Source organism: Photobacterium halotolerans DSM 18316, assembly GCF_000425165.1.
Classification (GTDB): domain Bacteria; phylum Pseudomonadota; class Gammaproteobacteria; order Enterobacterales; family Vibrionaceae; genus Photobacterium; species Photobacterium halotolerans.
Map to the genome: position 1 here is coordinate 156,687 of NZ_AULG01000012.1, position 22,342 is coordinate 179,028.

Consider the following 22,342-nt stretch of genomic DNA (forward strand, 5'->3'; position numbering starts at 1 on the left):
AGAGACGAACTTCTTACTTCTTGGCTTCTGCTGCCGCTTTAGCGATAGCGGCAAAGCCTTCTGCGTCCAGCGCAGCACCGCCCACCAGGGCGCCGTCGATGTCTGGCATCGCAAACAGCTCAGCGGCATTGCCGGCTTTAACCGAACCGCCGTACTGGATCACCACGTTTTTCGCGACTTCTGCGCTGAACGACGCGATGTGGGCACGGATAGCGGCGTGAATGTCCTGTGCCTGCTCGGCCGTCGCGGCTTTACCGGTACCGATGGCCCAGATAGGTTCATAGGCGATGATGGCACCGTTCAGGGCTTCAACACCTTGTGTTTTGATCACAGCGTCCAGCTGACGGGCACAAACGGCAACCGTTTCGCCGGCTTCGTTCTGTGCTTCAGATTCACCGATGCACAGTACAGGCGTCAGGCCGTGTTCTTTCAGGAAGGCAAACTTCTGAGCCACAAACTCGTCCGACTCGTGATGGTATTCACGACGCTCTGAGTGGCCGATGATGATGTGGCTGGCGCCGAAATCTTTCAGCATCTCTGGTGAGATATCACCTGTGTAAGCACCGCTGGCGTTTACATCAACGTTCTGGGCACCCAGAATGATCTTGCTCTTGCCCTGGCTGATCAGACGCTGAGCCAGATCCAGGTACATCACAGGTGGCGCGACTGCCACATCAACGCCCTCAACGCCAGCCAGCGCGGCATCCAGACCTGTCAGCAGGTTGGTGACCATTTCTTTGCTGCCGTTTAGTTTCCAGTTACCCATAACTACAGGATGACGCATAAGATTTTCTCCATATCTATGTGATGTCTAAAGTCAGACTAAACTGAGTACACCGCTGTCAGGCAGTAGTGTGTTCAGTGCAGCCTGCCTGATAATGCAGGTTTAAACGTCCGACAGTATACGCCCGATAGACGTAAACTTCCTTAATCTCGAACAAATCCATGCCCGGTTGTACCTGTTTCAACGGCAAAAGTGAACTCTGAGCTGTAATAAATTTTCACTTTCGGCTCAGGGCGGTTAGCCACATTGAGGGTGAAAAGTGATCAACAGGGAATTTCTGCATGCCCGTGTCGCTGTTGTCAGTAAAATCGGCTAAGTTAGGCGCCTGTTAATGGAATATCGGGTCGCCCCTGACCAACAAGGAGAGTTGTATGCCACACCTGAAGCTGGAATTTGCCGATCCCGTTGCTGAGCGCGTTAACGTTGCCGCCTTACTGGAAGAGCTCCATCAGTCATTGCTGACCTGCGGGGTGTTTGAGCCCGCCTCTGTCAAATCTCGCGCTTACCCTTGCCATCAGTGGCAGGTGGGAGAGGGCGGTGATGCCCACAATTTTATTCACCTGGAACTGGCTTTGTTGTCGGGGCGTGACAATGACTGTAAGCGCGGACTGGCCGAGCGTCTGATGCAGCTGCTGGAGCAGTACGCCGCGACGATTGACAGCCTGACGATTGAAATTCGGGATATGGAAAGTGAAACCTATCTGAAGTCAAAAAGATAGCTGAAGCTGACAAGACGATAGCGGTCGATAACAAAGTGAAGCGGGCAGCGAAATTGCAGTCTTTCACTCAGACCACAACAACGGGCCAGCCTATAGGCTGGCCCCTGGGATTCGTATCGCTGGCATTATGCCTGACGGCGAAACGGCATTACTGTCGCTTCATGCTCTGTCAGGGTTTCCGGCGCGGTCAGTGAGCGGGCAAAGCGCTGTAATTGTTGTTGTAATTCAGCCCGCAGCAGCATATTGGTATGGTTCGGGTTTTTACCCCGTGCAATGACCTGGTTGATGTGGCTCATCTGCGCGCGCAAGCGTGGTTGCATAGCCGGGCTGGCGTTCTCAATGATTTCCTCGCTCATCCGCAGCCGCAAGGCTTCCAGCTCGTCAGGTGCCGTTTCGGCCAGTTTTTTGAGTTCATCAAAGGATGGTAACGTCTGCATAACTCATTCCCCCAAGCGTCAAATCTGTGACTTACTTAACACTAGATGCCAGAGGACTAAAAAAGCGTCTCATTGATGAGACGCTCAATAAAAGTGACCTGAGTGTACAGAGAGTAAGGCTGACCGTGGCTTTCGGGCCTGCTATCAGCCCGGTTACCAATAGTGCTCGACGGTGATCTGGCCGGGTTTACGGCGCAGGTTTTTCACAAATCCGCGCGTTTCCAGTACTGCCCTGGTGTCTTTCACCATCGCCGGGTTACCGCACAGCATCAGTTGTGCGGTTTTCGGATCGAGCGTCAGACCAACGTGCCGTTCAAGCAGGCCGTCTGAAATGGCCTGAGGAATACGGCCGGTGAGCGCCAGCGGTGCCGGCTCCCGGCTGACAAACGGCTGGACGATCAGCTGTTCGGGATGGGCCGCTTTGAGCGCGTTGATTTCGGCCTGATAGCTGAGATCGGCAGCAAAGCGGACGGCATGCACCAGTACGATTTTACGAAACCGCTGCCAGGCAGTGGCTTCACGCAAAATGGAGAGATAAGGCCCGATAGCCGTCCCGGTTGACAACAGCCACAGGCTATCCCCGTCAGGCACTTCATCCAAGGTAAAGAAGCCGTTAGCCCGGGCGGTGATGAAGACCTCGTCTTCGGCTTGCAGGGCGTGCAGACGGGGGGACAGCAAACCGTCGGCCACTCTGGTGGCGTAGATTTCAATCTGATGGCTGCTGGGCGGGTTAACAAAGGAGTAGGCGCGTTGGATCATTTTGCCGTCGCATTCCAGCGCCAGCTTAGTAAATTGCCCGGCTTTAAAGGGCTCAATATTCGCCTCCAGCGTTAAACTGAACAGTTCGCTGTTCCAGTGACGATTACTGATAACCTTGGCAGGGATCCAGTCAGCCATTGTTGCTCTCCTTTTACATTGTCAGAATTACCTAGTCAGATTCTCAGGACGGATTAATGCGGTAGCTGCATCGGCGCTGACCGGCAATAATGTGTTCGTTGCGCTCTATGGTCACACCGTCCCCCAGCAGACGCTGGAAGACCGCCAGTTCAGAACGGCAAAGAGAGGGGCAGCGCTTCGCGGCATGGCAGATAGGACAATGATTCTCAATCAGAATGAAGCCGTCTTCATCGGACTCCAGCTGTGCCATGTATCCTTCCTTTTCCCTCAGTGTAGTCAGAATCTGAAGTTTTTCTTTTAAATCTGTGGCCTTTGCAATGGCCTGCTGATACTGGTTCAGCGTGCTTTCCTCGCGCTGCAGCAAAATCTTCTGCAACCCTTGCTGGCCGAACAGGTTTTCCACTGAATCCAGCATCTGAATGATCAGATCGCCGTGACGATCGGCAAACTGCTCGTGGCCTTTGGCCGTCAGGTGCCAGTGGCGGGTTGGCCGGCCGACTTTGGCTTTGATGTCTTCAAACCCCACCAGGCCGTCGTCCTCCAGCCCCTGCAAGTGCTGGCGCACGCCCATAGTTGTCAGGCTCAGCTCCTCTGACAGGGTTTTGGCAGTGACCGGGCCGTCTTGCTTCATTCTGTGGAGAATTTTATCTATGGTTTTCATCGTCGTATTACTTGTATTCATGCGCCTATTATGTGGCCAGCCAAGTATATAAAGCAATGGCTTTACTAAATAGCATAGCCCAGCTTGATAAAAAAAGCAGTGAAAGTCTTATTATGATCAGGCGGTTATCCCGATACTTGTGATGCACCGGGAAGGCAGAGTGCTGTCAGAGAATATGAGGCAGGATTGCAGGATCTTTTCTGTCCAGATAATGAATCGATTTGATTCGGCGGATCGTGCGGCATTTACCGCGGATTAGCAGGGTTTCTGTGGTGGCGATATTGCCATTGCGGGTGATGCCGTCCAGCAAATCGCCTTTGGTGATGCCCGTACCGGCAAAGATCACATTGTCGCTTTTCGCCATTTGCTCCAGCAGCAGAACCTGATTAGGTTCAATGCCCATTTCGCGGCAGCGGTCCATTTCCTGCTGACCCATGCGGTAGTTGTCATCACTGCCGCCTTTGACCAGAAAACGTGGCAGCAGACGCCCCTGCATATCACCGCCTAATGCCCGGATAGCTGCTGCCGAGACCACGCCTTCCGGTGCGCCGCCGATGCAGTACATCACGTCGACTTCGCTGTCCGGCATGCAAGTGAGAATGGAAGCGGCCACATCACCGTCCGGCACGGCATAGACACGGATGCCCATGGCCTGCATTTGGGCAATAATGTCGTCATGGCGCGGTTTCGCCAGTGTGGTGACCACCAGGTTCTCCAGCGGCTTACCCAGCGCGGCGGCGATATTGACCAGGTTGTCTTCCAGCGGCAGATTGAGATCTATTTGTCCCTTGGCCTGCGGGCCGACCACCAGCTTTTCCATGTACATGTCAGGTGCGTTGAGAAACGCCCCTTTTTCACCGGCCGCCAGCACCGCCAGCGCATTGTTCTGGCCCATGGCGGTCATCCGGGTGCCTTCGATCGGATCGACCGCGATATCGACTGCATCGCCACCAGCACCGACCTGTTCGCCGATATACAGCATAGGGGCATCGTCAATTTCCCCTTCACCGATGACAATCTCACCGGTGATCTCGGTTTGGTTTAGCAGGGTGCGCATGACTTCGACAGCGGCGCCGTCAGCGGCATTTTTGTCGCCACGGCCGAGCCATTTATAACCTGCCAGCGCGGCACCTTCAGTGACACGGGAAAAAGCCATTGCCAAATCGCGTTTCATGGGAACTCCAGAACTACTCAGTAAAAGGTATCAGGTCTGTAAAAAATATCAGGGTGTCGATTCTCTGCGCGAATTGTAACACAGACCCCAGCGCTGCGTTTCCTGCCGTAGCGGGCAGATAAAAAAACAAGCCCGCCGTTAAGGGCAGGCTTGTGGTCAGTGTTACACTACTCAGCGTGAAAACACACTGGTCGGCAGGGATTATTCGTCCTCGTCGATGGCCCAGCCTTTGGCGCATTCCACGGCGCGCTTCCAGCCTTTATAGCGTCGGGCGCGCTTGCTGTCATCCGGGCATGGGGTGAAGCAGCGGTCCAGTACGGCCTTGTTTTTCAGCTCATCAATGCTGTCCCAGAAGCCCACCGCCAGACCGGCCAGATAACCGGCGCCCAGTGCGGTGACTTCAGTCACTACAGGGCGGTGTACTTCGGTGTTCAGCAGATCAGACTGGAACTGCATCAGGAAATTGTTGGACACCGCACCGCCGTCCACTTTCAGCGCGGCCAGATGGATCCCTGAATCGGCCTGCATGGCATCCAGGACATCGCGGGTCTGGTAAGCGATGCTTTCCAGTGTGGCGCGGATCAGGTGGTTGTTGTTGACGCCCCGGGTCAGGCCGACAATGGCGCCGCGCGCATACGGGTCCCAGTAGGGAGCGCCTAAGCCGGTGAAGGCCGGTACCACATACACACCGTTGGCACTGCCTACTTTTTCTGCAAAGTACTCAGAATCTTTGGCATCACCGAGCAGTTTCAGCTCATCACGCAGCCACTGAATAGAGGCACCGGCCATGAAGACCGCCCCTTCCAGTGCGTACGCCGGCTCGCCTTTCGGGCCGCAGGCCAGGGTGGTCAGCAGGCCGTTCTGCGAGTTCACTTTCTCTTTGCCTGTGTTCATCAGCAGGAAGCAGCCGGTACCGTAGGTATTTTTGGCCTGACCGGGCTCCACACACATCTGACCGAACAGCGCGGCCTGCTGGTCACCGGCAATGCCCGCGATAGGCACCCGGGTGCCGCCTTTGCCGCCAATGTTGGTCTGGCCGTAGATTTCGGACGAGGCTTTCACTTCCGGCATCATAGACAGCGGGATATCCATGGCTTTGAGCAGTTTTTCATCCCACTGCAGCGAGTTGATGTTAAACAGCATGGTCCGGGAGGCGTTGGTGTAGTCGGTGACATGCACGCGGCCCTGGGTCAGTTTCCAGATCAGCCAGGTATCGACGGTACCGAACAGCAGGTTACCCGCTTCGGCCTGCTCACGGGCGCCTTCGACGTTGTCCAGAATCCACTTGATTTTGGTGCCGGAGAAATACGGGTCGACCACCAGGCCTGTGTTGTCACGGATGTAGTCTTCCAGACCCGGCTGTTGTTTCAGTTGCTGGCAGATGTCGGCGGTACGGCGGCACTGCCAGACAATGGCGTTGTAGACAGGTTTGCCTGTGTTCTTGTCCCAGACAATGGTGGTTTCGCGCTGGTTGGTGATACCGATACCGGCAATCTGATCGGTGCGGATACCGGCTTTGGCCAGGGCTTCCACCATAGTGGAGCTCTGGCTGGCCCAGATTTCCATCGGGTCGTGCTCAACCCAGCCCGCTTTGGGGTAGATTTGAGTGAATTCGCGCTGCGCAGTGCAGACTATGTTGGCGTCATGATCCATGATCACGGCGCGTGAACTGGTGGTTCCCTGATCGAGTGCGACGATGTACTTTTGTTCTGTGGTCATCTGAGTGTCCTCTTCTCTCTGTATTAATTATAGATAGCGCTGCAATCAGGCTTGCGCGACTTCTTTTTCATTGTCTGATTCACATTGGTTCGGCAGGGTACAGCGGTTACCCGGCAGATAGACGCCAATGGCTTTCGGGTACAGCCAGGCACCGAAGCCGGCACCGGCAATCGGCGCCAGAATAGGGATGATAAAGTAAGGAATATCTTTACCGCCAGTCAGCGCCATCTCGCCCCAGCCTGCCAGGTAAGCAAAAAACTTGGGGCCGAAGTCCCGGGCCGGGTTCATGGCAAAACCGGTCAGCGGACCGAGTGAACCGCCGATCACGGCAATCAGGATACCTATCAGTACCGGACCCAGCGCGCCGCGGGGGGCGCCGTTTTTCTCATCACCTATGGCCAGAATGGCAAACATCAGCACGGCGGTGATGACAAACTCGACGGCAAAGGCACCGCTCAGTGACAGGGCAGGATTCGGGTAGGTAGAAAAGATCCCTGCCGTAGCCAGGCTTTCTGCACTGCCGCGAAGAATGCCCTGCGCGCTTTCGAACTCGGTGAACAGGTTGCTGTACAAACCGTATACCAGAGCGGCTGAGCAGAAGGCACCAGCCAGCTGGGACAGGATGTAAGGGAGTACTTTGGTTTTATCAAAGCCGTGAAAAAGGGCTAATGCAATAGTGACGGCCGGGTTGATGTGCGCGCCGGAAACACCCGCCGTGCAATAAATCGCGATGGTGACGCCAAGGCCCCACATAATGCTGATTTCCCACTGACCGAAGTCAGCACCGGCTAACACCAGGGCGGCGACACAGCCCACACCAAAGAAGATGAGCAGTCCGGTGCCGATGAATTCTGCCAGGCATTCGCCGAGCAGCGTAGGGGGTTGTCGTTTTGTCATGTGCCAATCCTTATGTCGGGTGATAGGTAATAGAGTTGTTATCGTTATGTGACCAAAAAATACTCGAATGGTGATTTCACCGAAAGGGCTGTGAATCAAAAATGTGCGTTCGAGCATATAATTTGTTTCATTGGTCGATTTCGAAAGGAAAGCGAAAGAGGATGGAATAGAGTTAATGCTCTATTTTTGTTTTGCGAGGCGCGAACACTAGCATGTCAGCCACAGCGGTTCAAAACGCGCGGACGAAAACTGAGTGTTCGCTAACAGTTCAGCATGGCGGGCCGTCCGCGCAGGCGTTCGGAAGGTAAAATTTTATGGAAGTTTGGATAATTTTTATCCGATTGTGACAAAGCGTGGTATTAGTAGATGCCAGACGAATAAGGCCTAGTTAGAATAGGGGCTACATTGGAATTGTAATTTGCCTGGTAGGCGTAGCTTAAGCTGCGGTCTTGCGCAGGTGCTGATAGGGTGAAAACTATGTCTTTAGAGATGCTGGAACAGCTGGAAGCCAAGGTGCAAATGGCTGTCGACACCATTTCCCTGCTGCAGATGGAAGTGGAAGAACTGAAAGAGAAGAACGATAACCTGGTAAACCTTGCTCAGGAACTGCGTGCCGATCGTGAGTCGCTGGCTCAGGATAACGAGAAGCTGCGCAATGATCATCAGGCGTGGCAGGAGCGTGTCCGTACGCTGCTGGGTAAAATGGAGACAGTGGAGTAATGTCCACTGCCGCCATCGGCAAGAAAAAGCAGAGCCGGTTGGCTCTGTTTTTCTTTCAGATGCTCAGAGAGTCTGTGTGATCTCAGTCGATATCCAGCGGTTCCGGCGACAGAATCACCCCGGTATTGTCGGCATAGAGATGATCTTCCGGCAGGAAAGTGACTCCGCCGAAATTCACAGCAACATCGACTTCGCCCGTCCCTTGCTTGTCAGCACCGACTGGAATGGACGCCATGGCCTGAATGCCGATATCCAGCTCATCTAATTCATCGACATGGCGCACACAGCCATACACGATGATCCCTTCCCACTCATTCTGTACCGCCAATTGCGCCAGTTCGGCATCAATCAGTGCGCGACGAAGCGAACCGCCACCATCAATTAACAGGACTCGCCCGGCACCCGGTTCTGCCAGCACAGTCTGAAGCAGACCATTGTCTTCAAAGCATTTTACTGTGGTGATCTGGCCTCCGAATGAGCTTCGGCCACCGTAAGAGCTGAACATTGGCTCAACCACATCAACCAGGTCGAGATAAATATCACAGAGTTCAGAGGTATTGTATTCCATAAGCTCGCTTCTTTATTGGCAGTAATATGTAAGCAGGACAGGAAGCAGAAAGCGCCTATTCACTAACTTGCTGAAAGTATAACCAGCTCAGGCTGCATTGCAATCTCGACGCCATGCTTTAGCGGTCTGCCAGCAATCCGATGGCAAACAGCAGGTTAGTCATCAGTGCTATTTTAGCCAGTAAGGCCAGCATAGGAGCCAATGACTGCGCTTTTTGCGCGGCCAGCACGTTAGCGGCATGTGCCAGCAACCAAGGGGCGGCCAGCAGAAATAACCAGCCCCACGCCGAACGGGCCGTCAGCAGGGCATAGGCCGTAAAGCCGAGCAGGCTGGCAACCATGAGCAGCAGGTGATACCAGCGGCCGGTTGTCGGGCCGAGTCTTGCCGCCAGGGTGAGTTTCCCGCAGGCCCTGTCGTTATCGATATCCCGCAGGTTGTTGAGGTTCAGCACCCCGACCGCCAGCAGTCCGCTGGCCGTCGCCGGCAGTAAGATGGCCCATTGAAATTGATGGCTCTGCAGGTAATAGCTGCCGCCGACGGCAACCCAGCCAAAGAAGATCAGCACCGCAGGATCGCCCAGTCCGCGATAACCATAAGGTTTTGCACCTAAGGTGTAGGCCAGTGCCGCCAGCACAGAGACGACGCCCAGGGCCATAAAGCTGAGCAAGACGGTGAGGGACGGCCGGGCCAGCCAGAGCAGGGCGATGCCGCTCAGGGTGGTCAGCGTCAGGGTCACGCCTATGGCTGCACGCATGGCGGTGAGGGAAATCCGGCCCTGCTGCAGCCCGCGCTGCGGCCCCAGCCGGTGGCGGTTATCCGTGCCTTTACGCACGTCGCCATAATCGTTGGCGAGGTTAGACAGTATCTGGAGCAGCAACGCCGTCAGCAGTGCCAGCAGGGCGACCGCCGGTGAAAAGTGCCCCTGGGCAGCAGCCAGGCTGTTACCGCACAGCAAAGCGGCCACGGCCAGCAGCAGGGTTTTGGGCCGGGTCGCATCCAGCCAGACGGAAAGAGAGGACAAAGCCATGATCCCAAGGTAAAGACAGCATAGGGTGTGAGTATGGCCCGATTACAGAAAAGAATGTTGTTCTGGCGCAACAAGAAGATAAAAAACGGGATGCCTGTCGATAATCAGGCATCCCGCTGGAGACAGTTCACCGAATGGTTAGGCTAACCACTCTAGTGACAGGTCGGGTTACAAGATAAAGCGGCTGAGATCTTCGTCTTCCACCAGCTCGCCCAGATGGGCATGCACATAGGCTTTGTCGATGATCTGCTCTTTACCGCCCTGTTCGGAGGCATCATAAGACAGCTCTTCCATCAGGCGCTCCAGCACAGTGTGCAGACGGCGGGCACCGATATTTTCGGTGCGCTCGTTGACCTGCCAGGCCGCATCGGCAATCTGGGCAATGCCATCTTCGGTAAAGCTGATGGTGACATTTTCCGTGGCCATCAGGGCGCGGTACTGCTCGGTCAGTGACGCGTTCGGCTCGGTCAGGATACGCTTGAAGTCTTCGCTGGTCAGGGCTTCGAGTTCAACCCGGATTGGCAGACGGCCCTGCAGCTCAGGGATCAGATCAGACGGACGTGCCACCTGGAAGGCGCCGGATGCGATGAACAGGATATGATCGGTTCTGACCATGCCATGCTTGGTCGAGACCGTCGAGCCTTCCACCAGCGGCAGCAGGTCACGCTGAACCCCTTCGCGGGACACATCCGGGCCTGAGCTTTCGCCACGCTTACAGATTTTGTCGATTTCATCAATGAAGACGATACCGTTGTTCTCGACCGCGTGGATAGCCTGCTCTTTCAGCTCTTCCTGATTGACCAGCTTGGCGGCCTCATCTTCGGTCACCGCTTTGAGCGCATCTTTGATTTTTATCTTGCGCTTTTTGGTGGTGTTGCCCGCCAGATTCTGGAACATGCCCTGCAGCTGATTGGTCATTTCTTCCATGCCCGGAGGAGCCATGATCTCAACGCCCATTTGCGGCGCGGCCACGTCAATTTCGATTTCCTTGTCATCCAGCTTGCCTTCGCGCAGCTTTTTGCGAAATGACTGACGGGTGGCTGAATTGGTGTCGCTTTCTTCGTTCTTGCCCCAGGCATCACGCGGTGGCGGGAGCAGTACATCCAGGATGCGGTCTTCGGCCAGCTCTTCAGCGCGGAAGCGGACTTTCTCGGTGGCCTGCTGATGGGTCATTTTGACCGCAACGTCAGTCAGATCGCGGATAATGGTTTCCACTTCTTTGCCGACATAACCGACTTCGGTGAATTTGGTGGCTTCCACTTTGATGAAAGGGGCGTTGGCCAGTTTGGCCAGACGGCGGGCGATCTCGGTTTTACCGACACCGGTCGGCCCTATCATCAGGATATTTTTCGGGGTCACTTCAACGCGCAGCTCTTCCGGCAGCTGCATGCGACGCCAGCGGTTACGCAGCGCGATAGCCACGGCACGCTTGGCCTTGTCCTGGCCGATAATATGGCGGTTCAGTTCATGAACAATTTCGCGGGGAGTCATTTCAGACATGGGGAATCCTTACTGGGTATCGAGTTCTTCAACAGTCTGGAAGTCATTGGTGTAAACGCAGATATCACCAGCAATGGTCAGCGACTTCTCAGCTATGGTGCGAGCATCCAGCTCGGTGTTTTCCAGCAGCGCCCGGGCTGCGGATAACGCAAAATTACCGCCTGAGCCGATGGCAATCAGGTCGTTTTCCGGCTGAACCACATCACCGTTACCTGTGATGATCAGCGAGGCGGTGGCATCCGCAACGGCCAGCAAGGCTTCCAGGCGGCGCAGGCTGCGGTCGGTTCGCCAGTCTTTTGCCAGCTCGACCGCGGCTTTCATCAGGTGCCCCTGGTGCATTTCCAGCTTGCGTTCGAAGCGCTCGAACAGAGTGAAGGCATCGGCGGTACCGCCGGCGAATCCTGCCAGTACCTGATTGTTGTATAAACGGCGGACTTTGCGGGCATTGCCCTTCATGACGGTATTGCCCAGTGAGACCTGGCCATCACCGGCGATGACGACTTTTCCATTGCGACGTACAGAGACTATGGTTGTCACGGTATTACCTCTTAGCATCAGTCCGGCTCGTGGGCCGGTATGGGTATAGCCGCAGATCTGGGGATGGCGCTGTCCGATTTCAAGGCAAACAAAATAATCTGCGCGGTGAAGGCCATAAAAAAAGGATGCCTTGGCAGTGTTTTGTCTGCTTCAGCATCCTTGATCAGTGTAGTTAGCCGTTATCAGGTCAGCAAACGACTCAGGCGTCCCAGTACCAGATGGCGCAAGGTTCAATCCCGGCCCGTCGCAGCATATTGCGATCACTTTCGGCTTTGCGTTTCTGCGGGTACGGGCCGAGTACCACGCGATACCAGCTGCCTTTTTCACCCTGAGACACTTTGATCTGGCTGGTGAGCCCCTGAAAAGCAATCATGGCTTTGCGCTCTTCCGCCTGACCAGGCGAGCGGTAAGCACCGCACTGCATCAGATAAGGGCGACCCGGCTTATCCGGCACTTTTTTCGCTTCCACCTGCACTTCTTTATTTTCCAGCTCTTCGATGTAGCGCCATTTTTCTGCCGGTTTAGGCGGTAATTTTTCCTGTTGCTTCGGTGCCGTCACAGGCTTGGTGTCGACTTTGGTGCTGGTTTCCTGCTTGGGTTTGGCGGCGGGTGCCGGCGGCGTTTTGTCTTTGACTGTGACCGGCGCCGGCTTAGCCGGGGTTGCCGCAGGCTTGGGTGACGAAGACAGAAAATATAAGCCGTAGCCGAGGGCAATCACCAGGCACAGGGCGATCAGTGCCCATTTTACCGGGAACTGGCCATTGGGTTTGCTGCTGCGGGAAGGCGTTCTTCTGGCGGGCTTTTTCGCGGCCCGGCCGCGCTTGACGTAATCTTTGGTTGCCACAATGTTTTGATGATTGCTGGACTAATGGTCAGACATGGTACAAAGAAGTGCCCACACTGGCTAGTGTCGGGAAGCCTGTACCTGCCGAAGAGGCAGAGCTTCCCGATCATTCTGTGACCTTTTGCTCAAAGTGATGATTTTTTCAGCTCAGCTCGCGCTGGCTATTGCGGATTGCCTGGCGGTGGCGCGGCACTTTCCCGGATAACCAGTTTGGCATCCAGCAGGCGCGAACCGGCAGCGATGTCCTTACCTTGTAAGATGTCCAGCAGCATCAGCATCGACTGACGGCCAATTTCATAGCGGGGCTGCGACACTGTGGTCAGCGGTGGATCGCAGTATTCGGCGAACTGAATATCATCAAACCCGACGATAGACAGATCCTGAGGGACATTGATCCCGAGCCGCTTGGCTTGCTGCATGGCGCCGATGGCCATGACGTCGTTATGGCACAACAGGGCGGTCGGCGGCTCTGGCAGTGATAACAGAGTGGTCACGGCGCGGGCACCACCGGCAAAGGTGAAGTCACTTTTTACCGTGTAGGCCGGATTCAGTTCTGTGCCGGCGCGGCGCAGGGCCTGCTGATAACCCTGGGAGCGGAACTGGCAGAGCATGGCGCTGTCGGGACCTGTGATCTGGGCTATGTGCTTGTGACCCATCTGGGTCAGGTAGTTCACGGCTTCAAACGCGGCGGTCAGGTTATCAATGTGGACAGTCGGCAGCTCCAGCTCAGGGGCAAACTCACAGGCCATTACCATAGGAGGCAGGTTTTTCTGCTCCGGTTTGCTGATATCAAAGGGTAAATCCGTGCCCAGCAGTAACATGCCGTCCGCCTGCTTGGTGAACACCAGATTCACGAATGAGTTCTCCCGGCTTTTCTGCTGGCCGCTGTCGCCCAGCAGCACCAGATAGCCATATTCCATCGCCGCTTCTTCGATGCCCCGGATAATTTCCGTGAAATAGGGATCGCAGATGTCAGGGACGATAGCGACAATGGTTTTGGATTCATTGCGCCTAAGGTTACGAGCCAGGGAGTTGGGGGAATAGCCAGCATCCATGACAGCCTGTTCGACTTTTTTACGGGTCGAGGCTGACACTTTTTCCGGGTTCATCAGCGCGCGCGACACGGTCGCGGTAGAGACTCCGGCTAGCTGGGCAACATCCTTCATTGTCGCCATAAATAGTTCCTCTCTAAGACATTTCTCTCAATAATGCTGGAGGATCGCAACCAAATCGGTGCAGAAACCTGGTCCAACAAGCCTGTTATTGTAGGCGCTTTATGCGGGTTTAAACATGTGCCAAATAGCATAAATTACATTGGGCTTGTGATCCAAATCGCATTAATTGTCTTATCTTCAGCTTAAATCCTGAGGTTCAACGTCCAGCGACCAGCGCACTTTCCGTGCCAATGGCAGCAAATTAATGGCAGGACGCGCCACAGACAGCAGAGTTTGCAGGGTTTTCCGGTCGGGCGCCTGCAGCAGTAACTGCCACCGATAGCGGCCGGCGCGGCGGGAGAGGGGCGCCGGATTGGGCCCCAGTACCAGAGTGTGGGACTCAAACAGCGGACTGGCTTCCAGAATGCCGCGCACCTGATGGAGAAACTGCTCGGTCAGCTCACTTTGCGCCGCTTCGGCCCGGAACAGAGCCAGGTAGGTAAAAGGCGGCAGCATGGCCTGATGGCGCTCTGTCAGCGCCTGGGCGGCAAAGTGGTCGTAGCCTTTGTAGAGCAGGGCCTGAAGCAGACTGTGTTCCGGATGGTGGGTCTGCAGCAGTACTTCGCCCGGTTTGCTGGCGCGGCCTGCGCGGCCGGCGACCTGGATGAACAGCTGTGCCAGCCGCTCCGCTGCACGAAAGTCATTGCTGAACAGGGCGCTGTCGACATCGACCAGCGCCACCAGGGTCACATCGGGAAAGTGGTGGCCTTTGGCCAGCATCTGGGTACCGATCAGGATCTGGTACTCCTTGTTCCTGACCGCTTCAAGGTAATTGTCCAGGCTGCCTTTGCGGCGGGTGCTGTCGCGGTCAATACGCACGGTGCGGAACTCAGGGAACAAGCTGGCGAGCTGGTGTTCAAGCTGCTCGGTGCCGACCCCGACCGTCTGGAGCTGGGTCGAACCGCATTGCTGGCACTGCGGCATGACCGGGCGCTGGGTCTGGCAATGGTGGCAGCGCAGCTCGCCGGAGTGCTGATGGTAGGTGTAATAGGCATCGCATCGCTTACACTCCGCCAGCCAGCCGCATTCGTGGCACATCAGCGCCGGCGCGAACCCGCGGCGGTTGAGAAACAGTATCACCTGATTGCCGGCGCTCAGGTGCTGACGCATACGGGCAATCAGCGGGGCGGACAGTCCCGCCTCGAGATGGAGTCCCTTCATGTCCAGCACCCCGTGACGGGCGGCCTGAGCGTTACCGGCGCGGCGGGTCAGGTGCAGGTGGTGGTATTTGCCGGTTCTGGCATTGTGCAGGGTTTCCAGTGCCGGCGTGGCTGAACCGAGCACAATCGGAATGTTTTCTTTGCTGGCCCGCAGTACGGCCATGTCCCTGGCGTGATAGCGCAGGCTGTCCTGCTGCTTATAGGATGAGTCATGCTCTTCATCGACAATAATGATGCCGAGATCGGCAAAGGGGGTGAACAGGGCAGAGCGGGTACCGATAATGATGCCGGCCTGATTGTCGCGCCCGGCCAGCCAGGCGCTGAGGCGCTCGGTATCATTCAGACCGGAATGAATGGTGAACAGCGGCACGTTGAAGCGGCGCTGGAAACGGTTGATGGTCTGCGGGGTCAGACCAATTTCCGGTACCAGCACCAGGGCTTGCTTGCCGGCGGCCAGCACCGGCTCAATCAGGTTGAGATAGACTTCGGTCTTGCCTGACCCCGTTACACCTTCCAGTAAATAACAGGCATAACCCGGGTTGGCATTGACGCTGGCAATCGCCAGCGCCTGCTCCTCGTTGAGGCGGGGCTTTTCTTCGGTGACAGCGAAATCCGCTGGCCAGTGGCCGCTGTGCGCTGTGGTGTGAAAATGCTCGACCCAGCCTTTTTCTGCCAGCGTTTTCAGGGTGGCGCTGTTCACCTCCTGATCGAGTAAGGCATCGTGACTGAGCGCGCCGTGGCGCAGCAGCGTCAGCACTTTTGCCTGCCGCGGTGCCCGTTTGAGCGCCGCCAGAGGTTGTTCCTGCCCTTTTTCTGTCAATTGCCAGTAACGAATCTCGGCATTGGCCGGTCTGCCTTTACGTAAGGCCGATGGCAGGGCATTGGCCAGCGTATCGCCCAGCGGGTACTGGTAGTAGCGGCTGGTCCACTCCAGTAACTGAAACAATGGCGGCTGCCACAGCGGTTCGCTGTCGAGAACCGCCTTGAGGGGCTTGAGCTGATCAAGAGGAAAATCGGACTGCCCGGTCAGGGCAATCACTATTCCGGTGAGCTGCTGACGGCCAAATGGCACCCTTACCCGGCCACCGACCACAGGCCGTTGGCCTGATGGGATCAGGTAGTCGAAGCTTTTGTCCAGCGGAACGGGCAGGGCAACCCTGGCGATGGTGGCAGTCATGGGTATTGGCTGATATCACTTATACTTACAGGTAGAGGGCAGTGTACCTTGCACAAGGGGTGAGGCAAAGCAAGACGACACTGCGATTGCTGGTTGATCTGTGTCGGCTGATTGATTATCATACGCCGCCTATTTGTCCAGCGCCGTTGGCCTGGCAGTATTTATTAACCACGTGTGGTGCCCGGCTTTGGATCGGGAGAGCGACACGGCCTTAGCTTAGAGGTTTCCCATGAAACAAGGTATCCACCCAGAATACACAGCTGTAAACGCAAAATGTTCTTGCGGCAACGCATTTGTCTTTAATTCAACGATGAAAAAAGACATCAACCTGGATGTGTGTGACAAATGTCACCCATTCTACACTGGTAAGCAGCGTCAAGTGAGCACCGGTGGCCGTATCGACAAATTCAACAAGCGTTTCGGCGCTCTGTCTAGCAAGTAATTGCGTTAAGACACTGTCGAAAAAAGGGACGCTCAGGCGTCCCTTTTTGCTATTGGCTGCTGCTTCCTGCCTGTAATGACTGATTTATTTGTTGTCATTGATTCACCCCTGTTATCCCCCCGCATATCTTCTGGCCTGTGATGGTCACTGCCTTGGTATTACCAGCTTGTACGAACTAGGATTTTGTGCTGCTATCGAATATGATTGATTGTTCAATACCGAACCGAACAGAACATCCATCCATTCAGGATTCTAATAATTATGTCTGAAGATTTTCGTCAACAAGCACTTCACTATCATGCTTACCCTGTCCCCGGGAAAATTTCGGTTGAACTAAGCAAGCCTGCCAATACAGTAGAAGATCTCGCTCTGGCCTACAGCCCTGGTGTGGCTGAACCGGTACGGGAAATCGCCCAGAATGCAGAGAATGTGTATAAGTACACGGGTAAAGGCAACATGGTTGCTGTGATTACCAATGGTACGGCCATTCTTGGCTTGGGTAACCTGGGGCCGCTGGCTTCCAAGCCGGTCATGGAAGGCAAGGCTCTGCTGTTCAAGCGTTTCGCTGGCCTGGATTCAATTGATATCGAAGTGAAACACCGCACTATCGACGAGTTCGTTGATACTGTGGCCAATATCGCCGATACCTTTGGCGGTATTAACCTGGAAGATATCAAAGCCCCCGATTGTTTTGAGATTGAAAAGCGCCTGATCGAGCGCTGCCAGGTGCCTGTGTTCCATGATGACCAGCACGGTACGGCGATCGTAACGGCAGCCGGTATGCTGAACGCACTGGAGCTGCAGGGCAAAGATATCAAAGAAGCTGTGATCATCTGCCTGGGTGCCGGCGCAGCGGCCGTCGCCTGTATGGAGCTGTTGATCAAATGCGGCGCCCAGCGTGAAAAAATTTACATGCTGGATCGCAAAGGGGTGATTCACACCCGTCGTGATGATATCAACGAGTATAAGCAGCTGTTTGCTAACAACACTGACAAGCGCACCCTGGAAGATGTTATCGAAGGGGCGGATATCTTTGTCGGTGTCTCCGGCCCGGATCTGCTGGCGCCTGAGTCGCTCAAGCTGATGGCCGACAAGCCGATCGTGTTTGCCTGCTCAAACCCGGATCCGGAAATTAAACCTGAGCTGGCTCATGCGGTTCGCAATGATCTGATCATGGGAACCGGCCGTTCGGATTATCCGAACCAGGTGAACAACGTTATTTGTTTCCCGTTTATTTTCCGTGGTGCGTTGGATGTGCGTGCCAGCGAGATTAACGATGAGATGAAACTGGCAGCGGTCAACGCTATCCGCGAACTGGCCAAAGAACCGGTGCCGGTAGAAGTGGCGAAAGCCGCAGGGGTGGATAAGCTGGAGTTCGGTCCGGACTATATTATTCCTAAACCTATGGATCCGCGTTTGTTGCCACGGGTTGCCAAAGCGGTCGCGGTCGCGGCGGTGGAATCCGGCGTTGCCCGTATCGAGATGCCTGTGGGTTACATGGAAGTGTAATGACACACAGTGTGTGCTTCTGATTGAAAAAACCAGCCATATGGCTGGTTTTTTTTTATCTCAGGGCGTTATGTTGATTATTCGTTGATGTCTTCGTACTCAATACCCAGGCTGTCCATGATGGCCTTGGCTTCTGCCGGTAAATCGTCAGGGCGATCTTTACGGATATCTTCATCCGTTGGCAGTGGCTGGCCGGTGTAAGCATGCAGGAATGCCTCGCACAGCAGTTCACTGTTGGTGGCGTGGCGAAGGTTGTTTACCTGACGGCGGGTGCGTTCATCTGTGAGGATTTTCAACACCTTTAATGGGATAGAGACAGTGATTTTCTTGACCTGCTCATTTTTCTTGCCATGTTCCGCATAAGGGCTGATGTACTCACCGTTCCACTTTGCCATTGTTTACCTTCTCAGCGATATAGGGTTTTGAAATATTGTATGGGGGGAATTTTAGCGGCATTTACTGCCACAAGCAAAGACATATAGACGTCTAGAAGTGTTGACGTCTTTTTTAAATCTCGCTAAGGTTGAGGCATCTTACTCTCGTCGGCCTCTGGCCTGGTCCCGGAAACAAGGAAGCAAATTACATGAGTGACAAGAAAACAGCTACTATCGCTGTTCGCAGCGGCATTGAAACCGATCAGCAATTTCGTGCAGTGGTGCCACCTATTTACTTGACCTCAACCTATGGCTTCCCTGAATTAGGGACTTTACCTCAGTACGATTATTCCCGCTCGGGAAATCCGACCCGTAATTTACTGGCAGACACCCTGGCAGAGCTGGAAGGCGGGGCAGGCGGTGTGGTGACCAGCTGCGGTACAGCGGCGATTAACCTGCTGGCCACGGCGCAACTGGGGCCGGATGATCTGGTTGTGGCTCCCCATGACTGCTACGGCGGCACCTACCGCTTGTTCAATACCCGTGCCGGCAAAGGTGACTTTAAGGTGCTTTTTGTCGATCAGGGCAACCCTCAGGCGCTGGCAGAGGCATTAGCGAAAAAGCCGAAACTGGTGTGGGTCGAAACGCCGTCCAACCCGCTGTTGCGGGTGGTCGACGTCGAGCAGCTGTGCCAGCAGGCGCACGATGCAGGAGCGCTGGTGGCGGTGGACAACACTTTCCTGTCACCGGCGCTGCAGCAGCCGATCGCCCTGGGCGCAGACTTCGTGGTGCATTCCACCACCAAATATATCAATGGCCATTCCGATGTGGTTGGCGGGGTGCTGATTGCCAAAGACAGCGAGCACGCCGAGAACTTGTCTTGGTGGGCCAACTGTATCGGCGCCACCGGTGCCCCCTTTGATGCTTACCTGACTCTGCGCGGTGTGCGGACTCTGATGGCGCGTATGCGTGTCCATGAAGAAAATTCTGCCCGGCTGCTGGCCTATCTGCAAACCCAGCCGCTGGTAGGCAAGATCTATCACCCCAGCCTGGCTGATCACCCGGGCCATGAGATTGCGGCCCGGCAGCAAAAAGGCTTTGGCTCCATGCTGAGTTTTGAGCTGGCCGGCAGCATGCAGCAACTGGAAGTCTTTGTGGCGGCTTTAAACGATTTCTCTCTGGCTGAGTCACTGGGCGGCACGGAAAGCCTGATTGCGCACCCTGCTAGCATGACCCACCGTGCCATGTCGGATGAGGCACAGCGCGAGGCAGGTATCCTGCCGTCGCTGCTGCGTTTGTCTGTGGGCCTGGAAGATGCCGATGATTTGATTGCCGATCTGGCTCAGGCTTTTGCCAAAGCGAAAGCGGCGGAGGCCAGTGAATGACCCTGAAACGTCAGCTGCACAAATTTGGCGGCAGCAGTTTAGCGGATGCCAGCTGTTACCGTAATGTCGCCCATATCCTGGCGCAATACTCCAGCGCCGAGGATCTGGTGGTGGTCTCGGCGGCCGGCAAAACTACCAACCGCCTGATTCAGTGGCTGTCTTTACTGAGTAAAGACGGCCGGCTGGCGCATGAAAGCCTGCAGGATTTGCGCACCTTCCAGCAGCATCTCATCGAAGAGCTGCTGGAAGAAACCGTGGCAGATGAGCTGTTAACCTCGCTGCACCTGGAATTCAGCGAGCTGGGACAGCTCACCGACAGTGACATCACCCCGGCCAGACAAGCCTGGGTACTCGGACACGGTGAACTCTGGTCTTCCCGGTTGCTGGCCGCACTGCTGACCCACAAAGGCATGGCGGCACGGGCGCTGGACTCGCGGCGCTTCCTGCGTGCCGAGCGCGCCGCCCAGCCGGAAGTTGACCGCGGCCGTTCACTGCCGTTGCTGCAAAATGAACTGGCGCAGCACAGTGGCCATCGCATGGTGATCACAGGTTTTATGGCCAGCAATCAAGCCGGTGAAACCGTGCTGCTGGGCCGCAATGGCTCGGATTATTCCGCCACTGTGATCGGCGCGCTGGCCGGTGTCAGCCGGGTGACCATCTGGAGTGATGTCGCCGGTGTCTACAGTGCAGATCCCCGGCTGGTCAGTGATGCTTGTCTGTTGCCTTTGCTGCGTCTGGATGAGGCCGACGAGCTGGCCCGTCTGGCGGCGCCTGTGCTGCACAGCCGCACCCTGCAGCCTGTGGCTCAGAGTGCCATTGATCTGACGCTGCGCTGCAGCCTGCAGCCGGAATCTGGCTCGACCCGTGTGGAACGGGTACTGGCATCCGGTCGCGGTGCCAAAATCATTACCTCGCTGGATGAGGTCTGTCTGCTGGAGCTGTCTGTCTCACGTGCCCAGACACTGGAGCAGGTGGAGCGCGAGCTGGCGACTTTGCTGCCGAAAGCACAAGTGATCCCGCTGGCGCAAGCGGTGGAAACCGACAAAGGACAGATTCTGCTGGCGTATACCGCCGAAGTGGCCAACGGGGTGCTGGCACTGCTGCAGGACAGCGGTTTACCGGCCGAGATCCGTTTGCGCGACGGTTTTACTATGGTGGCCGCGGTGGGGGCCGGGGTGGTGATCAACCCGGTGCACTGCCATGGCTTCCAGCAGCAATTAAAAGGCCAGCCGGTCGAGTTTATTGCCGAAGCCGAATCCGGGCTGAGCCTGGTGGCGGTACTGCGTCAGGCCGATACCCAGGCCCTGGTCCAGCTGATCCATCAACATTTGTTCCAGGCGCAAAAGCGTATCGGTCTGCTCTTGTGCGGCAAGGGCAATATCGGCAGCCGCTGGCTGGAGTTGCTGGAAGAAGAAAAGGTGGCGCTGGAAAAACGTTACGGCATGAGCTTTACCCTGATAGGGGTGGCCGACAGCCGGCGCTACTGGCTGGATCTGCAGGGCATTGAGCCGCTTCAGGCACTGACCCGGTTTGATGATGAAGCCACAGACGGCACGGACTGGCTGCCGGCTCTGGGACAGCATGACTATGATGAGCTGGTGGTACTGGATGTCACCGCCAGTAAAGCGCTGTCTGAGCGTTACCCGGAATTTGCCAGCCACGGCTTGCATCTGATCTCGGCCAATAAAGTCGCCGGCTCTGCAAAAGGTAAAGTCTACCGCGCTGTGGTGGATGCGTTCGAGAAAAGCAGCCGCCACTGGCTGTATAACGCCACTGTGGGCGCCGGATTGCCGGTCAACCATACGGTCAAAGATTTGCGCGACAGCGGGGATACGATTATTGCCGTATCCGGCATTTTCTCGGGCACTCTGTCCTGGCTGTTCCAGCAGTTCGACGGCAGCCTGCCTTTCAGTCAGTTGCTTGAACAGGCCTGGCAGCAGGGGCTGACGGAGCCGGATCCGCGCCACGATCTGGACGGCAGCGATGTAATGCGAAAGCTGGTGATTCTAGCGCGGGAATCCGGACTGGCACTGGAGCCTGAGCAGGTCAAAGTCGAGTCATTGGTGCCCGAAGAGCTGGCAGCTCTGAGCCTGGACGCTTTTTTTGAGCACAGTGATGTGCTTGATGAGCGTTTGCAGGCACGCCTGAGCAAAGCGCAGCGGGAGGGGAAAGTGCTGCGCTATATCGCGCGGCTGGACAAAAACGGTCACGCCGTGGTGGGCCTGGAAGCGCTGGAGCCTGAGCATGCGCTGGCGAACCTGCTGCCGTGCGACAACATCTTTGCGATTGAAAGCCGCTGGTACCGGGACAATCCGCTGGTTATCCGTGGCCCTGGTGCGGGCCGGGACGTCACGGCAGGGGCGTTACTGTCGGATTTGAACCGGCTGGCGCGGCTTTTGTAAGATTTTCCCGTTATGAGATAGATCCAAAGGGTAGCCCTGAGCTGCCCTTTTTGTTTCTTGATTCTGTTTTTTCCCAGCATTGGTGCTGCCTGGCGGGCAATCGACACAGTAAAACGCTGGACTTGAATAAAGTGGATCTTGATGTTGAGAAAAATTCATGTTCATGCGGTTGACATTAATTTGGTTACAAGACAT

General features: G+C 55.8%; 21 protein-coding genes. 6 read left to right on the forward strand and 15 right to left on the reverse strand.

The genetic code is table 11. The annotated features are described in order from the left end of the window. Window positions 1-13 precede the first annotated feature (13 nt). Window positions 14-784 carry a triose-phosphate isomerase gene (tpiA, locus tag H511_RS0100800; protein ID WP_027250599.1) on the reverse strand — a complete coding sequence of 257 codons (771 nt, stop codon included), beginning with the start codon at window positions 782-784 and terminating at the stop codon, window positions 14-16. Between the two features lie 371 nt (window positions 785-1,155). On the opposite strand from tpiA, the gene H511_RS0100805 reads away from it, so the two are divergent. After that, window positions 1,156-1,503, forward strand: a complete 348-nt coding sequence (locus tag H511_RS0100805) for a 5-carboxymethyl-2-hydroxymuconate Delta-isomerase (RefSeq protein WP_027250600.1) — start codon at window positions 1,156-1,158, stop codon at window positions 1,501-1,503. 125 nt (window positions 1,504-1,628) lie between these two features. Here the strand turns inward: H511_RS0100805 and H511_RS0100810 are convergent, their stop codons facing one another. The 6 genes from H511_RS0100810 to H511_RS0100835 all read right to left on the reverse strand — a co-directional run bounded on the left by H511_RS0100810 (window position 1,629) and on the right by H511_RS0100835 (window position 7,288). Then, window positions 1,629-1,940 (reverse strand): DUF3135 domain-containing protein, encoded by a 312-nt coding sequence (locus H511_RS0100810; RefSeq protein ID WP_027250601.1) that lies wholly within the window; start codon window positions 1,938-1,940, stop codon window positions 1,629-1,631. 153 nt (window positions 1,941-2,093) lie between these two features. Further along, window positions 2,094-2,837, reverse strand: a complete 744-nt coding sequence (locus H511_RS0100815) for a ferredoxin--NADP reductase (protein ID WP_027250602.1) — start codon at window positions 2,835-2,837, stop codon at window positions 2,094-2,096. Window positions 2,838-2,880: 43 nt separating this feature from the next. Next, window positions 2,881-3,498, reverse strand: coding sequence for a helix-turn-helix transcriptional regulator (locus tag H511_RS0100820; protein ID WP_027250603.1), 618 nt, complete (start codon window positions 3,496-3,498; stop codon window positions 2,881-2,883). Window positions 3,499-3,664: 166 nt separating this feature from the next. After that, the gene (gene glpX, locus H511_RS0100825; RefSeq protein ID WP_027250604.1) at window positions 3,665-4,672 is read right to left on the reverse strand and encodes a class II fructose-bisphosphatase; all 1,008 of its coding nucleotides are present in this window, start codon (window positions 4,670-4,672) and stop codon (window positions 3,665-3,667) included. 201 nt (window positions 4,673-4,873) lie between these two features. Continuing rightward, complete coding sequence (glpK, locus tag H511_RS0100830) at window positions 4,874-6,391, reverse strand: glycerol kinase GlpK (protein WP_027250605.1); 1,518 nt, start codon at window positions 6,389-6,391, stop codon at window positions 4,874-4,876. A 45-nt stretch (window positions 6,392-6,436) separates the two neighbouring features. Next, complete coding sequence (locus H511_RS0100835) at window positions 6,437-7,288, reverse strand: MIP/aquaporin family protein (RefSeq protein WP_027250606.1); 852 nt, start codon at window positions 7,286-7,288, stop codon at window positions 6,437-6,439. 477 nt (window positions 7,289-7,765) lie between these two features. Between H511_RS0100835 and zapB the strand changes: the two genes are divergently transcribed. After that, entirely contained in the window at window positions 7,766-8,008 is a 243-nt protein-coding gene (gene zapB, locus H511_RS0100840; protein ID WP_027250607.1) for a cell division protein ZapB, read from the forward strand. A gap of 82 nt (window positions 8,009-8,090) precedes the next feature. Here the strand turns inward: zapB and rraA are convergent, their stop codons facing one another. From rraA to priA, 7 genes are all read right to left on the reverse strand, one after another. Continuing rightward, complete coding sequence (gene rraA / locus H511_RS0100850) at window positions 8,091-8,576, reverse strand: ribonuclease E activity regulator RraA (protein WP_027250608.1); 486 nt, start codon at window positions 8,574-8,576, stop codon at window positions 8,091-8,093. A 118-nt stretch (window positions 8,577-8,694) separates the two neighbouring features. Next, on the reverse strand, window positions 8,695-9,603 hold the full coding sequence (locus H511_RS0100855) for a 1,4-dihydroxy-2-naphthoate polyprenyltransferase (RefSeq protein ID WP_027250609.1): 909 nt from the start codon (window positions 9,601-9,603) through the stop codon (window positions 8,695-8,697). A gap of 168 nt (window positions 9,604-9,771) precedes the next feature. Then, window positions 9,772-11,103 carry an HslU--HslV peptidase ATPase subunit gene (gene hslU, locus H511_RS0100860; RefSeq protein WP_027250610.1) on the reverse strand — a complete coding sequence of 444 codons (1,332 nt, stop codon included), beginning with the start codon at window positions 11,101-11,103 and terminating at the stop codon, window positions 9,772-9,774. 9 nt (window positions 11,104-11,112) lie between these two features. Then, the gene (gene hslV / locus H511_RS0100865; RefSeq protein WP_027250611.1) at window positions 11,113-11,640 is read right to left on the reverse strand and encodes an ATP-dependent protease subunit HslV; all 528 of its coding nucleotides are present in this window, start codon (window positions 11,638-11,640) and stop codon (window positions 11,113-11,115) included. Window positions 11,641-11,839: 199 nt separating this feature from the next. Further along, window positions 11,840-12,484: an SPOR domain-containing protein gene (locus H511_RS0100875; protein WP_027250612.1), complete on the reverse strand. Its 645-nt coding sequence runs from the start codon at window positions 12,482-12,484 to the stop codon at window positions 11,840-11,842. Between the two features lie 161 nt (window positions 12,485-12,645). Next, complete coding sequence (gene cytR / locus H511_RS0100880) at window positions 12,646-13,659, reverse strand: DNA-binding transcriptional regulator CytR (RefSeq protein ID WP_027250613.1); 1,014 nt, start codon at window positions 13,657-13,659, stop codon at window positions 12,646-12,648. 177 nt (window positions 13,660-13,836) lie between these two features. After that, window positions 13,837-16,035: a primosomal protein N' gene (gene priA / locus H511_RS0100885; RefSeq protein WP_027250614.1), complete on the reverse strand. Its 2,199-nt coding sequence runs from the start codon at window positions 16,033-16,035 to the stop codon at window positions 13,837-13,839. Window positions 16,036-16,264: 229 nt separating this feature from the next. On the opposite strand from priA, the gene rpmE reads away from it, so the two are divergent. Together rpmE and H511_RS0100895 are read left to right on the forward strand one after the other, a co-directional pair. Next, on the forward strand, window positions 16,265-16,477 hold the full coding sequence (gene rpmE, locus H511_RS0100890) for a 50S ribosomal protein L31 (protein WP_027250615.1): 213 nt from the start codon (window positions 16,265-16,267) through the stop codon (window positions 16,475-16,477). A gap of 261 nt (window positions 16,478-16,738) precedes the next feature. Beyond that, complete coding sequence (locus tag H511_RS0100895) at window positions 16,739-17,986, forward strand: malic enzyme-like NAD(P)-binding protein (protein WP_027250616.1); 1,248 nt, start codon at window positions 16,739-16,741, stop codon at window positions 17,984-17,986. Window positions 17,987-18,063: 77 nt separating this feature from the next. On the opposite strand, the gene metJ is transcribed toward H511_RS0100895, so the two are convergent. Beyond that, on the reverse strand, window positions 18,064-18,381 hold the full coding sequence (gene metJ / locus H511_RS0100900; protein ID WP_027250617.1) for a met regulon transcriptional regulator MetJ: 318 nt from the start codon (window positions 18,379-18,381) through the stop codon (window positions 18,064-18,066). A 188-nt stretch (window positions 18,382-18,569) separates the two neighbouring features. On the opposite strand from metJ, the gene H511_RS0100905 reads away from it, so the two are divergent. Together H511_RS0100905 and H511_RS0100910 are read left to right on the forward strand one after the other, a co-directional pair. Next, complete coding sequence (locus tag H511_RS0100905; RefSeq protein ID WP_027250618.1) at window positions 18,570-19,745, forward strand: O-succinylhomoserine (thiol)-lyase; 1,176 nt, start codon at window positions 18,570-18,572, stop codon at window positions 19,743-19,745. After that, window positions 19,742-22,147 carry a bifunctional aspartate kinase/homoserine dehydrogenase II gene (locus H511_RS0100910; RefSeq protein ID WP_027250619.1) on the forward strand — a complete coding sequence of 802 codons (2,406 nt, stop codon included), beginning with the start codon at window positions 19,742-19,744 and terminating at the stop codon, window positions 22,145-22,147. Before H511_RS0100905 ends, H511_RS0100910 begins: the two co-directional genes overlap by 4 nt. The last annotated feature ends 195 nt before the right edge of the window (window positions 22,148-22,342 follow it).

Bases quoted from the DNA above. Each gene is read 5' to 3' on its own strand.
- glpK (WP_027250605.1), bottom strand. From the start codon at position 6,391: ATGACCACAGAACAAAAGTACATCGTCGCACTCGATCAGGGAACCACC.
- H511_RS0100910 (WP_027250619.1), top strand. From the start codon at position 19,742: ATGACCCTGAAACGTCAGCTGCACAAATTTGGCGGCAGCAGTTTAGCG.
- H511_RS0100815 (WP_027250602.1), bottom strand. From the start codon at position 2,837: ATGGCTGACTGGATCCCTGCCAAGGTTATCAGTAATCGTCACTGGAAC.
- rpmE (WP_027250615.1), top strand. From the start codon at position 16,265: ATGAAACAAGGTATCCACCCAGAATACACAGCTGTAAACGCAAAATGT.
- rraA (WP_027250608.1), bottom strand. From the start codon at position 8,576: ATGGAATACAATACCTCTGAACTCTGTGATATTTATCTCGACCTGGTT.
- priA (WP_027250614.1), bottom strand. From the start codon at position 16,035: ATGACTGCCACCATCGCCAGGGTTGCCCTGCCCGTTCCGCTGGACAAA.
- glpX (WP_027250604.1), bottom strand. From the start codon at position 4,672: ATGAAACGCGATTTGGCAATGGCTTTTTCCCGTGTCACTGAAGGTGCC.
- H511_RS0100855 (WP_027250609.1), bottom strand. From the start codon at position 9,603: ATGGCTTTGTCCTCTCTTTCCGTCTGGCTGGATGCGACCCGGCCCAAA.
- zapB (WP_027250607.1), top strand. From the start codon at position 7,766: ATGTCTTTAGAGATGCTGGAACAGCTGGAAGCCAAGGTGCAAATGGCT.
- hslU (WP_027250610.1), bottom strand. From the start codon at position 11,103: ATGTCTGAAATGACTCCCCGCGAAATTGTTCATGAACTGAACCGCCAT.
- H511_RS0100905 (WP_027250618.1), top strand. From the start codon at position 18,570: ATGAGTGACAAGAAAACAGCTACTATCGCTGTTCGCAGCGGCATTGAA.
- cytR (WP_027250613.1), bottom strand. From the start codon at position 13,659: ATGGCGACAATGAAGGATGTTGCCCAGCTAGCCGGAGTCTCTACCGCG.
- tpiA (WP_027250599.1), bottom strand. From the start codon at position 784: ATGCGTCATCCTGTAGTTATGGGTAACTGGAAACTAAACGGCAGCAAA.
- H511_RS0100895 (WP_027250616.1), top strand. From the start codon at position 16,739: ATGTCTGAAGATTTTCGTCAACAAGCACTTCACTATCATGCTTACCCT.
- H511_RS0100810 (WP_027250601.1), bottom strand. From the start codon at position 1,940: ATGCAGACGTTACCATCCTTTGATGAACTCAAAAAACTGGCCGAAACG.
- H511_RS0100820 (WP_027250603.1), bottom strand. From the start codon at position 3,498: ATGAAAACCATAGATAAAATTCTCCACAGAATGAAGCAAGACGGCCCG.
- H511_RS0100805 (WP_027250600.1), top strand. From the start codon at position 1,156: ATGCCACACCTGAAGCTGGAATTTGCCGATCCCGTTGCTGAGCGCGTT.
- H511_RS0100835 (WP_027250606.1), bottom strand. From the start codon at position 7,288: ATGACAAAACGACAACCCCCTACGCTGCTCGGCGAATGCCTGGCAGAA.
- metJ (WP_027250617.1), bottom strand. From the start codon at position 18,381: ATGGCAAAGTGGAACGGTGAGTACATCAGCCCTTATGCGGAACATGGC.